This window comes from Solidesulfovibrio sp. DCME (assembly GCF_049995385.1).
Classification (GTDB): domain Bacteria; phylum Desulfobacterota; class Desulfovibrionia; order Desulfovibrionales; family Desulfovibrionaceae; genus Solidesulfovibrio.
The window spans coordinates 1,081,856-1,096,518 of the sequence record NZ_CP188261.1 but is presented as its reverse complement, the minus strand read 5'-3'; the positions used below and the strand labels follow the sequence as shown (position 1 = coordinate 1,096,518).

Below are 14,663 nucleotides of genomic sequence, written 5' to 3'. Positions count from 1 at the left end.
GGGAAGAGAAGATGCCTCCGGCGGCCAGGAGGGGCCGAGGGCCCCTCCTGGACCACCCCCAAAGGGGGGACGCCGGACCGCCTGTCATTGCGAGCCGTGCAAAGGAGAGGGGCAGATGTCCACGAGGCTTTTTCAGACGACGCCGCGTATTTATTATGGGGAGCGCAGCCTCGAACAGGTCGGGGCCGAGGCGGCCGGATTGGGGAAAAAGGCCCTGGTCGTGACCGGCCGGTCCTCGTCCACCAAAAACGGCAGCCTGGACCGGGTCTGCGGCCTGCTCAAGCATGCCGGGCTGGCCGCCACACCCTTCCCCCGCGTCGAATCCGACCCGAGCCTCACGACCGTCACGGCCGGCGCGGACCTGGCCCGGGAGCACGGCTGCGACGTGCTCGTGGCCCTGGGCGGCGGCAGCGCCATGGACGCGGCCAAGGGCATCGGTTGCCTGCTGGCCAACCCCGGCGAACTGGCGGCGCTCGAAGGCGCAACCGGCCTGCGCCCGGGGCCGCCGCTCATCGCCATCCCGACCACCGCCGGCACGGGCAGCGAGGTGACCAAAGTCAGCGTCCTGACCGACACGGCCCGGCACTACAAGCTGCTGCTGGTCGGCCCGACGCTCATGCCGTCGGTGGCCATCCTGGACCCGGAACTGACCGCCTCCATGCCGCCGGCCGTGGCCGCGGCCACGGGCATGGACGCCCTGACCCACGCCGTGGAAGCCTACCTGTCCAAGCTCGCCAACCCCTTTTCCGACGCCCTGGCCCTGGCCGCCATCGAGGCCATCGCCGCCAACCTGCCCCTGGTCGTGGCCGCCCCGGACAACACGCCGGCGCGCGCCGCCATGCTCCATGCCCAGCTCCAGGCCGGCCAGGCCTTTTCCAACGCCTCGGTGGGGCTGGTCCACGCCATGTCCCGGCCCATGGGCGCCCGGTTCGGCGTGCCCCACGGCGTGGCCAACGCCCTGCTTTTGCCGGTGGTGGCGGCCTACAACCGCCCGGCCTGCCCGGCCCGCCTGGCCCGCATCGCCCAGGCCCTTGGCCGACGCACCGACGGACTGGACCTGGGCCGGGCCTCGCGCCTGGCCGCCGAAGCCCTGGCGGAGCTTGCCGCCGAACTGCCGCTGCCGCGCAGCCTGGCCGCCGTGGGCGTGGATGTCGAGGATCTGGAGGACATGGCCCGGGAGGCGGCCGAAAACGGCAGCAGCCGGGTCAATCCCCGCCGGCCGGAAGTCGGGGAGATCCTGGAACTGTACCGCCAGTTGGCCTAGGCGCGCTCCCGGGCCTTGCCGGCCAGGAACCGGGCCATGGGCGGAGCGAGCAGGGTGACCAGAAAAAAACGCACCGTCTGCAAGGTCATGACGAAGGACAGGTCCACCGGGCTTGTGGCCGCGATGATGGCCACGGTGTCCATGCCGCCCGGGCAGGTGGCCAGATAGGCGGTCAGGGCGTCCGTGCCCGTGGCCCGCACCACGATCCAGGCCAGCAGGCCGCAAAAGGCCATGAGTGCGGCGATGACGCCGAGGATGGCCGGCAGCGACCGGACGGCGTGGCCGGCCACCCGGCGGGAAAACCCCAGCCCCACCCGCCAGCCGATGGCGGCGTAGGTGGCGGCGAGCAGCCAGGCCGGCACCTCGGCCACGGCCCGGCCGGCCAGATGCAGCGCCCCGCCCACGAACATGGGCACGAGCATGGCCCCGGAAGGAATGTGCGTTTTAAGCCCCACCCAGGCGCCCAGGCTGACGAGCCCGAGCAGCGGCAGGGCCGTTTCCGGGGCCGGGGCCGGAAACCACAGCACTTCGAGCCAGGTATCCTGGCCGCCCTGCCAGAAATGGGCGACCAGCGAGGCGGCCAGGGCCACGCACAGGACCCGCGAGTACTGCATGAAGGCGACCAGCCGCACGTCCGCGCCATTGGCCTCGGCCATGACCACCATGGCCGTGGCCCCGCCGGGCGAGGTGCCCCAGATGCCCGAGGCCTCGGGCATGATTCGCCGGCGGTAGAGCAGCCAGCCCAGCGCTCCGCTGGCGGCGATGGTGGCCAGGACCACGGCCAAAAACAGGGGCCAGCCCCTGGCGAAAGAGGTCAGGATTTCCGGCTGGGCCGCCCGGGAAATGTAGCAGCCGACCACGGCCTGGGCCAGGATGTAGGGAAAGCGCGGCAGGGCGATGGCGCCGCCGGAAAGGGCCACGGCGATGCCGGCGAGCATGGGGCCAACCAGTAGCGCCGCCGGCAGGTGCAACTGCCACAGGGCCGTGGTGGCCAGGATCGTGATGACCGTGAGCAGCAGCCATTGCCGGGCGTTGGCGGTCATCACCCTTCCTTTTCGATGAAACGACTGCCCCTTGCGATGCGTAGGGAGCCGTAGTCCCCCTTACGGGAGGTCCAGGAGGGGCCGTCGCCCCTCCTGGCCGCCGGAGGCTTCCTCAGCCCCAGCCCCAGCCCAGCCCCTCCCGGCCTACCGCACCATGTTGCCGATGCGGCTCCAGCGGATGTCGGCCGGGCCGTCCCAGGACCAGTAGATGACCCAGGCCTTGCCGCGGATCTTGTCCTTGTCCACGAAGCCCCAGAAGCGGGAATCGTAGGATTCGTCGCGGTTGTCGCCCATGGCGAAGTATTTGCCGGGCGGCACGGTGACCGGGCCGAAATTGTCGCGGCGCGGCTGGATGCCCGGATCGGTATGCTTGATGTAGGGCTCGTCGAGCTTGACGCCGTTGCGGAAAAGGACCTTGTCCTTCATCTCCAGCACGTCGCCGGGCACGCCCACGATGCGCTTGATGAAGTCCTTGGAGGTGTCCTCGGGAAATTCGAAGACGATGACGTCGCCGTTGGCCGGTTCCTCGATGGGCGCCACGACCTTGTCGGTGAAGGGGATGCGGGTGCCGTAGAGGAACTTGTTGACCAGCAGGTGGTCGCCGATGAGCAGGGTATCGAGCATGGAGCCGGAGGGGATCTTGAAGGCCTGGACCACGAAGGTGCGGATGACGAAGGCCAGCACCAGGGCGACGGCCAAGGCTTCCAGGTATTCCAGCAGCATTTTTTGCCATCTCGGGTTCATCGTCATGATTCCTTGTCGCAGCGGCCGGACGGCGTGGCGCTTTATAAAGGACGCGCGGGCAGGGGCCGTGACCGGCGGTTGGGGGTTTGGCGGGGCGGGTCGCGAACGGGCCGGCGGATCAGTCCTCGCCGGCCTTGAGCGCCGCAAGGAAGGCTTCCTGGGGCAGTTCCACGTTGCCCATGCGCTTCATGCGCTTCTTGCCTTCCTTCTGTTTTTCCAGGAGTTTACGTTTGCGGGTGATGTCGCCGCCGTAGCATTTGGCCGTGACGTTCTTGCCCATGGGGGCGTTTCGCTCCCGGGCGATGATCTTGGTGCCGATGGCGGCCTGGATGATGACCTCGAAGAGCTGGCGCGGGATGACGCGCTTGAGTTTGAGGGCCAGGGCCCGGCCGTAGTGGTAGGCGTTGTCGCGGTGCACGATGACGGCCAGGGCGTCCACGGGGTCGCCGTTGATCATGATGTCGAGCTTGACCAGGTCCGAGGCCCGGTAGTCGATGATCTCGTAATCGAGGGAGGCATAGCCGCGCGTGGCCGATTTGAGCCGGTCGAAGAAGTCGTAGACGATCTCGGAAAAGGGCAGCTCGTAGGTGATGATGACGCGCGTGGCCGTCAGGTAGCGCACGTCCTTTTGGATGCCGCGCTTTTCCTCGCACAGCTTGAACACGCCGCCCACGTATTCGTTGGGCGTGTGGATCTCAAGCCGGGCAAAGGGCTCGTAGAGGGCGGCGATCTCTTGCGTTTTCGGCAGCTTGCTCGGGTTGTCGATGGCGATGGTCTTGCCGGCCAGGGTCTCGACCTTGTAGATGACCGAGGGCGCCGTGGCGATGAGGTTGGCCCCGAATTCGCGCTCCAGCCGCTCCTGGATGATCTCCATGTGCAGCAGGCCCAGGAAGCCGCAGCGGAAGCCGAAGCCCAGGGCCTGGGAGGTCTCGGGCTCGTAGGTGAAGGCGGCGTCGTTTAGGCGCAGCTTTTCCAGGGCGGTCTTGAGGACCTCGTACTCGGCGGCGTCCACCGGGTAGAGGCCGCAAAAGACCATGGGCTTTATTTCCTTGAACCCCGGCAGCGCCTCGCTGGCCGGATTGTCGGCGGCGGTGACGGTGTCGCCGACCCGGGCGTCGGTCAGGGTCTTGATATTGGCGCACAAAAAGCCGGCCTCGCCCGGCCCGAACGAGGCGATGTCCACGGGGCCCGGGGAAAAGGCACCCAGCCGCGTCACCTCGAATTCCACGCCGTTGGACATCATGCGGATGCGCTGGCCGAGGCGGACCGTGCCGTCCATGACCCGGAACAGCACCACCACGCCCTGGTAGGAATCGTAGTAGGAATCGACGACCAGGGCCCTCAGCGGTGCGTCGGCATGGCCCGTGGGCGAGGGGATCTTGGCGATGATCTGTTCGAGCACGGCACCGACGTTGATGCCGGTCTTGGCCGAGACGGACACGGCGTCGGCGCAGGGCAGCCCGATGGCCTCCTCGATCTCGGCCTTGACGGCCTCGGGGTCGGCGCTTGGCAGGTCGATCTTGTTGAGGACCGGGATGATCTCCAGGTCGTTGTCCAGGGCCAGGAAGACGTTGGCCAGGGTCTGGGCCTCCACGCCCTGGGTGGCGTCGACGACCAGCAGCGCCCCTTCGCAGGCGGCCAGGCTGCGCGAGACCTCGTAGGAGAAGTCCACGTGGCCGGGGGTGTCGATGAGGTTTAATATGTAGTCGCGCCCATCGGCGGCCTTGTAGGGGATGCGCACGGTTTGCGCCTTGATGGTGATGCCGCGTTCGCGTTCGAGGTCCATGCGGTCGAGGTACTGCTCGCGCATGTCCCGGGCGGCGATGAGGCCGGTCAGTTCGAGGATGCGATCGGCCAGCGTCGACTTGCCGTGGTCGATGTGCGCGATGATACTGAAATTTCTGATGCGCGAAATATCCATGCGTGGGGGGGCCTTTGGCGAAACGCCGCTTAGGGTCGGCAAGGCACATAATGGAAGGCGCAGCCGAGGTCAATGCGGGAGGTCGCCGGGACGGGACCGGACACGAAACCCGCCCGCCCCCGGGCCCGGGGGGGACAAATTCGTGGCCTTTGATACATTTTTCACTTGGTATTCCCCTGGCCCTGGTGTATAGGTGGCGCACTCATGGGGACGGCCGGTTCCGGTACACATTCCGGCCACCCGGGTGCAACGCGGAAACGTCAACAAAATCACCGCTAAGGAGGCGCTACATGTCCAAATTGGTTCCGCCGCATGGAGGCAAAGGTCTGGTCATCCGCCTGCTCGAGGGCGCTGCCAAGGAAGCCGAGCTCAAGAAGGCCGCCGGCCTGAAGAAAGTCGAGATCACCGCCCAGGAAAAGGGCGACCTGATCATGCTCGGTATCGGCGGCTTCTCGCCCCTGGAAGGCTTCATGACCAAGGCCGATTGGAAGAGCGTCGTCGAGAAGATGACCCTGGCCGACGGCACCTTCTGGCCGGTTCCCGTCATGCTGGCGGTGACCAAGGAAGAAGCCGCCTCCATCAAGGAAGGCGAGGAGATCACCCTTGAGCGCAAGGGCGAAATTTTCGCCACCATGAAGGTCACCGAGAAGTTCGAGCTGACCGAAGCCGACAAGAAGTGGGAATCCGAGCTGGTCTACAAGGGCTGCGGCGACGATTCCGCCGACGACAAGTTCTGGAAGGTCGCCCTGGAAGACCACCCGGGCGTCAAGATGGTCATGGAGCGCAAGGACATCTGCCTGGCCGGCCCGGTCAACGTGCTGTCCGAGGGCGAGTACCCGACCAAGTACAAGGGCGTCTACCTGCGTCCGGCCGAGACCCGCGCCATCTTCGACGAGCGCGGCTGGGCCAACGTCGCCGCCCTGCAGTTGCGCAACCCCATGCACCGCTCCCACGAATACCTGTGCAAGATCGCCGTGGAAGTCTGCGACGGCGTCATCATCCACTCGCTGATCGGCAACCTCAAGCCCGGCGACATCCCGGCCGAAGTCCGCGTCGAGTGCATCGACACCCTGGTCAAGCACTACTTCGTGGAGAAAAACGTGGTCCAGGGCGGCTACCCCCTGGACATGCGTTACGCCGGTCCCCGCGAGGCCCTGCTGCACGCCACCTTCCGCCAGAACTACGGCGTCAACAAGATGATCATCGGCCGTGACCACGCCGGCGTCGGCGACTTCTACGGCATGTTCGAGGCCCAGGAGATCTTCGACCGCATCCCCTACGCCGACGGCGTCTCCCCCAAGCCGGGCCAGGCCCTGCTGTGCCAGCCGCTCAAGATCGACTGGACCTTCTACTGCTACAAGTGCGACGGCATGGCTTCGCTGCGCACCTGCCCGCACACCAAGGAAGACCGCGTCATCCTGTCCGGCACCAAGCTGCGCAAGATGCTGTCCGAGGGCGGCGAGATTCCGGATCACTTCGGCCGCGAAGAGGTCCTGGTCATCCTGCGCAAGTACTACGAAGGCCTCACCGAGAAGGTCGAGATCAAGATGCACGGCGCGGCATCCGGCGAAACCGCCAAATAGCCAGCCGCGCAATCATCCGATTGCCACAAGGGGGGACGCGATCGCGTCCCCCCTTTTTTCGCGTCGCCGCCCCCTCCCCTTGCCGCTGCCGCAAAGTCCTTGTATGGCTTGGGCCATGGAGCAGTATCTCGCCGATTTGCATATCCATTCCCGCCACTCCCGGGCCACCAGCAAGGGGCTGACCCCGCGCAACCTGGCCGCCTGGGGCGAAATCAAAGGCCTTTCGGTCGTGGCCACCGGCGATTGCACCCATCCCGGCTGGCTCGGCGAATTGCGCGACGCCCTGGCCCCGGACGGCTCCGGGCTTTTGCGCCTGCGGGACACCGCCGGGTTGGCCGCCGAAATCCCCTGGCTGCCCGAGGCCAAACTCACCGGCCGGGCGCGTTTCATCCTCTCGGCGGAAATCAGCTCCATCTACAAACGCGGCGGCAAGGTCCGCAAGGTCCACAACCTCGTCTACCTGCCCTCCTTCGAGGCGGCCGAAAACCTCAACCGCAAGCTGGCCAAGGTCGGCAACCTGGCCTCGGACGGCCGGCCCATCCTCGGCCTCGACAGCCGCCACCTCCTGGAGATGGTCCTCGAGACCGACCCCCTGGCCTTTCTCGTGCCGGCCCACATCTGGACGCCCTGGTTTTCGCTTTTCGGCTCCAAATCCGGCTTCGATTCCGTGGAGGAATGCTACGGGGCGCTGGCCAAGGAGATTTTCGCCCTGGAAACGGGGCTGTCCTCCGACCCGGAAATGAACTGGACGCTCTCGGCCCTGGACCGCTTCCGGCTCATTTCCAATTCCGACGCCCATTCCGGCGAAAAGCTCGGCCGGGAATGCAACCTCTTTTCCGGCGACCCGTCCTACGAGGGCCTCTACCGGGCCCTGCGCGGCCAGGGCCTGGGGCCGAAATTCTGCGGCACCGTGGAATTTTTCCCCGAGGAGGGCAAATACCACCTCGACGGCCACCGCGAATGCGGCGTGGTCATGGAGCCGGCCGAGGCCAAGGCCCGGGGCGGCCTGTGCCCGGTGTGCGGCAAGCCGCTGACCCTTGGCGTGCTGCACCGGGTGCTGGAGCTGGCCGACCGCGACGACCCGGTGCGGCCCGAGGGCATGCCCGGCTTCACCTCGCTGATCCCCCTGGACGAACTGGCCGGCGAGGTCATGGGCGTGGGGCCGAAAACCGCCAAGGCCCGGGGCCTGACAGGCCGGCTGTTGTCCCGCTTCGGCGCGGAGCTGACCGTGCTTCGCGAAACGCCGGTCGAGGCCCTGGCCAAGGTGAGCACCGTGTTTGCCGAGGCCGCTGCGCGCATGCGCGCCGGCCGGGTGTTGCGCAGCCCCGGTTTCGACGGCCAGTACGGCCGGATCTCGGTTTTCACCCCCCAGGAACAACGGGAGCTCAAGACCGGCCGGTTCCTGGCCGTGCCGCCGGCCACCGTCCGGGCGGCCACGTCCCGCGAGGCCGCCCCGGCCGACGATCCGCCCGCCGAACCTCCCCCCGGACCGGCCGGGCCGCCGGCCGCCAGGGCCTTTCGGCCGTCCGCGCCGTCGCCGCCCCTGTCCCGGGGGCTCAACCCCGCCCAGCGCGCCGCTGTGGCCGCCGAGGCCCGGCACCTGCTGGTGGTGGCCGGCCCGGGCACGGGCAAGACCCATACCCTGCTGGCCAAGATCCGGGCCCTGCGCCAGGCCGGGGTCCCGGCCGGCGACATCCTGGCCGTGACCTTCACCCGCCGGGCGGCCGAGGAGTTGCGCCAGCGCCTGGGCGACGGCGCCGACCCCGAGGCGGCGGAACATGCGCCCCTGCCCCGGGCCGACACCCTGCACGCCCTGGCCCTGGAGGCCTGGGTCCAGGCCGGCAATCCCGAGCCGGTGCTGCTGTCCGAGGAGGCCTCCCGGCGGCTTTTCGCCGCGGCCAACCCCGAGCTGACCGGCGGCAAACTGCGCGCCGCCTGGCAGGAACTGTCCCTGGCCCGGGAACGCCTGGCCCGGCCCGGCGACGGCGCGACCGTCGGCCCGGGACTTTTTGCCGCGCGCTACGCCCGGCAAAAAGACGACTGGAACCTGCTCGATTTCACGGACCTGCTGGAATTCTGGCTGGAGCGGCTGGTAAGCGGCGGCTCGGGGCCGCGCTACGCCCACGTGCTCGCAGACGAGGTCCAGGACCTCACCCCCCTGCAACTGGCCGTCACCGCCGCCCTGGTCGGCCGCGACCGGGCCAGGCTTTTCGCCATCGGCGACCCGGACCAGGCCATCTACGGCTTCCGGGGGGCCTCGGGCGCGGCCAGGGAGGAGTTGACCGCCCTATGGCCGGACCTGGCCGTGGTGTCGCTGGCCGAGAACTACCGCTCCACCCAGCCGATCCTGAACCTGGCCGCCGGGCTGTTCCCGGACCGGCCGGCCCTTGTTTCGCGCCGCAGCCGCGACACGCCCACGGCCTCGGAAATCCAGCTCTTCGAGGCCCCGACGGCCCCCGGCGAGGCCGGCTGGATGGGCGAGCGCATCGGCGCCCTGCTCGGCGGCACCTCGCTGACCCTGGCCAGGGACCTGTCCGCCGAGACCTTGGCCCCGGGCGACATCGCCGTGCTGGTGCGCGTTTCCGCGCTCATCGCCCCCATCCGCAAGAGCCTGGAGCGCCTGGGCATCCCCTGCGCCGCGCCCGAGGCCGACGCCTTTTTCAACGAGCCCCGGGTGCGCCTGCTTTTGGCCGCCGCCGGCCGGCTCCTGGGGCTGCCCGTGCCCGAGGACGCCCAAAAGCCCCCCGAACTGCCCGACCGGGTGCTGGCCAAGGGGCCGCTGGGGCTTTCGGCCTACCTCGGCGACGTGGCGCCCTTCGACCGGCTGTTCTGGCAGGGGCCGCAGTTTCGCGAACTGTGCCGGGCCTTCGACGCCCAGGGCGGCTGGGCCGGGCTGCTCAATTTCGTCTCGGGCGAGACGGAGCTGGAACTGGTGGGCAAACGGGCGCAGAAGGTGCGCATCATGACCCTGCACGCGGCCAAGGGGCTGGAATTTTCCGCCGTGTTCCTGCCGGCCCTGGAAGACGGCATCCTGCCGTTCGCGGGCACGGATTTTTTAAGCGGCAAACCCGGCCACCTGGCCGGCCGGATGGACGAGGACGAGGAGCGGCGGCTTCTCTATGTCGGGCTGACCCGGGCCGGAAGCCGGCTCTACCTGTCCCATGCCGTGCGCCGCGACCTCTTCGGCCGCCGGCTCATGCTCAAGCGTTCGCGTTTTCTGGAAAACCTGGATCTCGGCGGGGTGCGGCGCTCGGCCCTGGTGGCCCGCACCGTCAGTCAGGCGCGTCAGCTGCCGCTTTTCGGGCTGACGGACCCTACCAGATGAAGCGCCACAGATAGCGCTCGTAGGCCCGGGTCATCCGCTGGGCCGTCGGCGCCTTGACGCCCATGTCCTTGAGCCTACAATACACGTGCAGCGGATTGAAAAAATGCTGCATGAAATTACGAATCTGTTGCATGATACCATCATCCTGAAACAACGGGCACACCGTCCGCCAAACCCATGGCGGACGACCGTCCCGCCTTGAAACCGTACCAAGAGGCATTTCATACTCCCGACGTTCTTCGAGCTCAAGCATTTCAGCCCAACTTTTATAACAAATGATTTTGCCATGATACAAAAGTGCAACCCTGCCCGGAGCTGGCGCCTGGCCGCGCCGAGCTGTGTCTGGCCCGAGACCGCCGCCGTCAATTGCCGCCGCCTGGCCCGCAGCGTGGACGAAGTCGGCCTGTACCTGCTGGAACTGGAAAGCTGCCTGGCCTACGGCCCGGACGACCTGCCCCAGAAGGATTTCGGCCTGCGCTACCACCTGCACCTGCCCCTGGACCTGCCCTGGCGCCACGGCGGCGATGCCGCCTTCTTCGCCATGGAGGGGCTGCTCCACAAAACCGCCCGGCTTTCGCCCTGGGCCATGGTGCTTCATCCGCCCGACAGCCTGGCCGCCCTGGAGGCCTTCCTCGGCGCCCTGGCCGATGCCGGCGGCGACCCGGCCAGCGTCCTGCTGGAAAACACCGAGGGCATCTCCCCCGCCGAGGCCCTGGACATGGCCGGCGCGGCCGGCTGCGGCCTGTGCCTGGACCTCGGCCACATGCTGGCCATGGGCCACGACCTGCCCGCGGCCGATCCGGAGTTCGTCGGCAAGGCGCGCATGCTCCACGTCTATTCGCCCTTCGGGGCCGAGGGGCCGCCGCCCGGGCGCCGCCACACCCACCGCACCTTGAGCTGCCTGTCCCCGGCCGGCCGCGACCGGCTGACCTGGATGCTGGCCAACCTGCGCCCCGAGTCCGTGGTGGTCGAGGTCTTCGCGCCCGTGCACTTCATGGAGAGCCTGCACGTACTGGCCGCCCTGGCCGCAGGCCGGCCCGGGCCGGCCGCCAGCCCGGAGGGGCGGTGATCCGGCTGCTGCTTGGCGGCGTGAAATCCGGCAAGTCGGCCCTGGGTGAACGCCTGCTTTTGTCCGGCCCGCCGCCCTGGCGGGTCCTGGCCACGGGCCGGGCGCTGGACGCCGACTTCCGGGAGCGCATCGCCGCCCACAAGCGGACCCGGCCGCCCGAGGTGGCCGTGATCGAAGCCGGCGAGGCGGCCATGGCGGCCCTGGGCGAGGAGGCCGGGCGCGGCGGCACCATTTTGTTCGACAGCCTGGACTTTTGGCTTTTCGCCTGCCATGACCAGGATGTCATGCAAACGTGCCTGCCGGCCCTTACCAAGGGTGTCGGCCCCTATGCCGGGCCGGGCGGGCCGGAACTGATCGTGGTCAGCACCGAGGTCGGGCTGGGGGGGCTGGCGGCCGGGGCGGCGATGCGGCGTTTCGCCGACGCCCTGGGGCGCTTGAACCAGGCCGTGGCGGCCATGGCCGATGACGTGCGGCTGGTGGTGGCCGGCTGCCCGCTTACGCTCAAGGGAAGCGCTTCATGAGCTATTTTCGCAAGCTGACCCAGGAAACGACGCGGCTGACCCAGATGCTCGGCCGCGAGGACAAGTGGCTCATCGTCATCAACGCCGACCCCGACGCCATGGCCTCGGCCCTGGCGCTCAAGCGCATCATGGTCCACCGGGTGGCCGAGGTGGGCATCGCCCACGTCAACGAGGTCAAGCGGCCGGACAACCTGGCCATGATGCGGTTTTTACGCATCCCCACGCAGATGCTCACCGCCCAGGTGCGGACCCAGTACGACCATTTCGCCATGGTCGATTCCCAGCCCCACCACCATCCGGATTTCAAGAGCTGTTCGTTCAGCATCGTCATCGACCACCATCCCATCACGGCGGCCAGCCCCGTGACGGCCCGCTTCGTCGACATCCGGCCGGACTACGGCTCGGTCAGCACCATCCTCACGGAATACCTCTACAACCTGCGCATCCGCCCCGGGAAACTGCTGGCCACGGCCCTGGTCTACGGCATCAAGGCCGACACCCAGAGCTTCGAGCGCCATTTCCTGGAGGCCGACGTCAAGGCCTTCAGCTACCTGACGAAATCCGCCGACATGACCCTCGTGCGCAAGATCATCCACAGCGAGTACCACCGCCGCTGGCTGAAATTTTTCTCCAAGGCCTTCCGCAAGATGCGCTTCGTCGGCCAAAAGGGGCTGTTCGTCTACATGGACACGCTGGAAAGCGCCGACATCCTGGTCATGCTGGCGGATTTCTTCACCCGGGTGCACGGGCTTTCCTGGAACATGCTGTGCGGTATCGTCAAAAAGCAGGTGGTGGTGATTTTCCGGGGCGACGGCATCGGCCGCAACATGGGGCAGATGGCGGCTAAGCTGTTTGGCGACGTGGGCTCGGCCGGCGGCCATCGCGGCGCGGCCCGGGCCGAGATCGAGCTGGCCAAGTTCGGCGACAAGTCGGTGGAGGAGGTGCTGTACAGGCGCCTGACCGGCAGCAAGCTGCCGGGCAAGGAGAAATGCCCCCTGACGGCCTGACCGGCCACCCGCCAGGACATGCCCGCCGCCCAGGCCGCCACCGGCTTTTCGGGCGATTCACCGTCGTGCTGCCGCAGCCAGGCCGATCGCACCGCCGGGCCGCCGCCCGCCCTTCGGACGCTTCCCAATCGGGCTGTCGCGGTCAGCCCGACCGTACCGCCCGGGCCCCAGCCCACCCTTCGGACGCTTCCCGAACGGGCTGTCGCGGTCAGGCCGACCGCACCGCCCGGGCCGCCACCGGGCAGCAGTCATCCGCCTTGGTCACATAGCCGAGTTCCATGTCCGCCGCCCAGGCCGCGGCGTAGTTGGCCCGGTCGGCGCTCCAGACCCGGCGCACGGGTTGGCGCAGCGCCGGGCTCTGGCAATAGCCCTCGCCGGTCGGTTCCGGCCGCAGCAAGGTCATCAGCTCCGGGACCGTGGGCAGCCGCCAGTCGGTGTGCCCGCCGAACGCGGCGGCGTTGAGCCCGTCGACGTAGGCCGCCGCTTCCGGCCAGCCCACGGCGTAGGGCGCGGCCTCCCCGGCCCAGCACAGCCCCGAATCGGCATCGCCCAGCACCCCCGCGCCCACGGCCTCCAGCCGGCCCGGCCAGTAGGCCGCCGGGCGCCACAAGCCGTCCAGGCCGAAGGCGTCCCGGGCCTCGTGGGCGCCGACCATGGCCGGCTGCCGCCTCGGGCGCGGCAACCCGCCCGCTGCGGCGGCCAAACGCGGCGCCCCCAGCCCCGCCCCGACCCCGGTGCACACCCCCGTAAGCCGCGACAGCCAGGCTGCATGGCATTCCGCCAGCGCCGCCGCCATCTCCCGGGCGCTGCCGAAGCGGTCCCCGGGCGAAACAGCCAGGGACCGCGCGAAAAAGGCGTCGAAGACCTCGCCCGCCGCCACGGCCGCATCGGCCAGGGCCATGGTGCCGGGTTCGGGCAGCATACCGGTCAGCATCCGGAAAAACGTCACCCCCACGGCGAACAGGTCGGCCCGGGCATCGGCGGCGTCGGGGTCGTCCTCCTGCTCCGGGGCGGCATAGTAGGGCGAACCCACCTTGAGGTTGGCCGGCCCGTCGAAGCGCTCGCCCCGGGCCTTGGACAGGCCGAGGTCGGTGATCTTGAGCACGTCCCGGTCCGTGACCAGCACATTGAAGGGCTTGATGTCGCGGTGGACGATGCCGGCGTGATGCAGCCGGGCCAGGCCCGACAGGAGCTGGCCGGCGTAGCCCACGGCCCGGGAGACGGGCAGCCGGCGGCTTTTCGCCTCCACCCGGTAGGTCTCGCCGAGGATCGAGCCCAGGGATTCGCCGTAATGGTCCATGACGAAATACGGCCGGCCGTCGGCCTCGCCGTAGTCGAACACATCGATGAGGTTGGGATGGCGCAGGCCGCCGAGCCGGGCCGCCTCCTCGCGAAACGACCGCTCCACGCGCTCGCGGCCCCACAAGCCCAGGGTCAGCTCGCTTGGGCGCAGGAGCTTGAGGGCCACGATGCGGCCAACGACCGGAATGCGGGCGCGAAAGACCGCGCCCATGCCGCCCCGGCCCAGCACGCCGAGCAGCCTGTATTTGCCGATGCTGCGCATGGGGAAGACGCCTCCGGCGGCCAGGGGGAAACTATTTGGAAATAGTTTCCCCCTGGACCCCCTTCCAAAACTTTCCAAGGGGAATATGGTCAATTCCCTTCCCGATCACGCCAACAGGTTGGATGCCGCCGCAGATGCATGACGGCGACGACGAGGATGGCTTCCGGGCGTTGCTGATACACCACGCCATAGGGAAACCGGGCGACCCGACAACGGCGAGTGCGCCGCGAAAGGGCATGCCAGGCCTCGGGATAAGCCAGGATACGGGCGAGCGTCTCCTTGACGGCCGCCGCGAACGTGAACCCCAGCCCCGGGCATTCCTGGTTGTAATAGGCGACCGCTTCCTCGAACTCCCGAGCGGCCGGCTCCAGGAACAGGACGCGCACGCCGACTATCCGGCGATTTTGCGCAACAGGTCCGCCGCGTCCACGGTACCCAGCGCCCCGGTTTCGTAGGCGTCGATCCGGGACTCGGCTTCCAGCCCCCAGGCCGCATCCAGGCCCTCGACTCCAGGGGCGCCGAAACTGGCCTGCAACACCTCGATGAGTTCCGCCCGTTCCAGTGCCCCGAGTTCGAGCAACTGCCGCACGAGCCGTGCATCGGTCTTCATGCCCGCTCCTTT

At 68.5% G+C, this 14,663-nt stretch carries 13 protein-coding genes; 6 read left to right on the top strand and 7 right to left on the bottom strand.

All coding sequences use genetic code 11. From position 1 onward, the window contains the following. The first annotated feature begins 115 nt into the window (after positions 1–115). On the top strand, positions 116–1,264 hold the full coding sequence (locus tag ACP59X_RS04665) for an iron-containing alcohol dehydrogenase (protein WP_428565573.1): 1,149 nt from the start codon (positions 116–118) through the stop codon (positions 1,262–1,264). On the opposite strand, the gene ACP59X_RS04660 is transcribed toward ACP59X_RS04665, so the two are convergent. The 3 genes from ACP59X_RS04660 to lepA all read right to left on the bottom strand — a co-directional run bounded on the left by ACP59X_RS04660 (position 1,261) and on the right by lepA (position 4,972). Continuing rightward, on the bottom strand, positions 1,261–2,307 hold the full coding sequence (locus tag ACP59X_RS04660) for an AbrB family transcriptional regulator (RefSeq protein WP_428565571.1): 1,047 nt from the start codon (positions 2,305–2,307) through the stop codon (positions 1,261–1,263). The two genes, ACP59X_RS04665 and ACP59X_RS04660, sit on opposite strands and share 4 nt — an antisense overlap. A 144-nt stretch (positions 2,308–2,451) precedes the next feature. After that, complete coding sequence (gene lepB / locus ACP59X_RS04655; protein ID WP_428565569.1) at positions 2,452–3,051, bottom strand: signal peptidase I; 600 nt, start codon at positions 3,049–3,051, stop codon at positions 2,452–2,454. 118 nt (positions 3,052–3,169) lie between these two features. After that, complete coding sequence (gene lepA, locus ACP59X_RS04650; protein ID WP_428565567.1) at positions 3,170–4,972, bottom strand: translation elongation factor 4; 1,803 nt, start codon at positions 4,970–4,972, stop codon at positions 3,170–3,172. 290 nt (positions 4,973–5,262) lie between these two features. Here lepA and sat point away from each other — a divergent pair, with 290 nt between their 5' ends. Both sat and ACP59X_RS04640 read left to right on the top strand, forming a co-directional pair. Then, positions 5,263–6,555, top strand: a complete 1,293-nt coding sequence (gene sat, locus ACP59X_RS04645) for a sulfate adenylyltransferase (RefSeq protein ID WP_428565565.1) — start codon at positions 5,263–5,265, stop codon at positions 6,553–6,555. 115 nt (positions 6,556–6,670) lie between these two features. Then, entirely contained in the window at positions 6,671–9,880 is a 3,210-nt protein-coding gene (locus tag ACP59X_RS04640) for a UvrD-helicase domain-containing protein (RefSeq protein ID WP_428565564.1), read from the top strand. Here the strand turns inward: ACP59X_RS04640 and ACP59X_RS04635 are convergent. Next, positions 9,870–10,013, bottom strand: a complete 144-nt coding sequence (locus ACP59X_RS04635) for a hypothetical protein (RefSeq protein WP_428565562.1) — start codon at positions 10,011–10,013, stop codon at positions 9,870–9,872. The two genes, ACP59X_RS04640 and ACP59X_RS04635, sit on opposite strands and share 11 nt — an antisense overlap. Positions 10,014–10,166: 153 nt before the next feature. Between ACP59X_RS04635 and cbiR the strand changes: the two genes are divergently transcribed. From cbiR to ACP59X_RS04620, 3 genes are read left to right on the top strand one after another with little or no spacing between them, the layout of a single operon-like run. Continuing rightward, on the top strand, positions 10,167–10,949 hold the full coding sequence (gene cbiR / locus ACP59X_RS04630) for a cobamide remodeling phosphodiesterase CbiR (RefSeq protein WP_428565560.1): 783 nt from the start codon (positions 10,167–10,169) through the stop codon (positions 10,947–10,949). Next, complete coding sequence (locus ACP59X_RS04625; RefSeq protein WP_428565558.1) at positions 10,946–11,470, top strand: bifunctional adenosylcobinamide kinase/adenosylcobinamide-phosphate guanylyltransferase; 525 nt, start codon at positions 10,946–10,948, stop codon at positions 11,468–11,470. The genes cbiR and ACP59X_RS04625 overlap by 4 nt, the downstream gene beginning before the upstream one ends. Continuing rightward, on the top strand, positions 11,467–12,477 hold the full coding sequence (locus tag ACP59X_RS04620; RefSeq protein WP_428565552.1) for a DHH family phosphoesterase: 1,011 nt from the start codon (positions 11,467–11,469) through the stop codon (positions 12,475–12,477). Before ACP59X_RS04625 ends, ACP59X_RS04620 begins: the two co-directional genes overlap by 4 nt. A gap of 208 nt (positions 12,478–12,685) precedes the next feature. On the opposite strand, the gene ACP59X_RS04615 is transcribed toward ACP59X_RS04620, so the two are convergent. From ACP59X_RS04615 to ACP59X_RS04605, 3 genes are all read right to left on the bottom strand, one after another. Further along, complete coding sequence (locus ACP59X_RS04615; protein WP_428565550.1) at positions 12,686–14,041, bottom strand: protein kinase domain-containing protein; 1,356 nt, start codon at positions 14,039–14,041, stop codon at positions 12,686–12,688. Between the two features lie 89 nt (positions 14,042–14,130). Beyond that, entirely contained in the window at positions 14,131–14,427 is a 297-nt protein-coding gene (locus tag ACP59X_RS04610; protein ID WP_428565547.1) for a type II toxin-antitoxin system RelE/ParE family toxin, read from the bottom strand. A gap of 5 nt (positions 14,428–14,432) precedes the next feature. After that, positions 14,433–14,651: an addiction module protein gene (locus ACP59X_RS04605; RefSeq protein WP_428565544.1), complete on the bottom strand. Its 219-nt coding sequence runs from the start codon at positions 14,649–14,651 to the stop codon at positions 14,433–14,435. Positions 14,652–14,663 lie beyond the last annotated feature (12 nt).

What these genes read in the sequence shown, in the direction of transcription:
- ACP59X_RS04665 (WP_428565573.1), top strand. Translation starts at nt 116, where the DNA reads ATGTCCACGAGGCTTTTTCAGACGACGCCGCGTATTTATTATGGGGAG.
- ACP59X_RS04660 (WP_428565571.1), bottom strand. Translation starts at nt 2,307, where the DNA reads ATGACCGCCAACGCCCGGCAATGGCTGCTGCTCACGGTCATCACGATC.
- lepB (WP_428565569.1), bottom strand. Translation starts at nt 3,051, where the DNA reads ATGAACCCGAGATGGCAAAAAATGCTGCTGGAATACCTGGAAGCCTTG.
- lepA (WP_428565567.1), bottom strand. Translation starts at nt 4,972, where the DNA reads ATGGATATTTCGCGCATCAGAAATTTCAGTATCATCGCGCACATCGAC.
- sat (WP_428565565.1), top strand. Translation starts at nt 5,263, where the DNA reads ATGTCCAAATTGGTTCCGCCGCATGGAGGCAAAGGTCTGGTCATCCGC.
- ACP59X_RS04640 (WP_428565564.1), top strand. Translation starts at nt 6,671, where the DNA reads ATGGAGCAGTATCTCGCCGATTTGCATATCCATTCCCGCCACTCCCGG.
- ACP59X_RS04635 (WP_428565562.1), bottom strand. Translation starts at nt 10,013, where the DNA reads ATGCAACAGATTCGTAATTTCATGCAGCATTTTTTCAATCCGCTGCAC.
- cbiR (WP_428565560.1), top strand. Translation starts at nt 10,167, where the DNA reads ATGATACAAAAGTGCAACCCTGCCCGGAGCTGGCGCCTGGCCGCGCCG.
- ACP59X_RS04620 (WP_428565552.1), top strand. Translation starts at nt 11,467, where the DNA reads ATGAGCTATTTTCGCAAGCTGACCCAGGAAACGACGCGGCTGACCCAG.
- ACP59X_RS04615 (WP_428565550.1), bottom strand. Translation starts at nt 14,041, where the DNA reads ATGCGCAGCATCGGCAAATACAGGCTGCTCGGCGTGCTGGGCCGGGGC.
- ACP59X_RS04605 (WP_428565544.1), bottom strand. Translation starts at nt 14,651, where the DNA reads ATGAAGACCGATGCACGGCTCGTGCGGCAGTTGCTCGAACTCGGGGCA.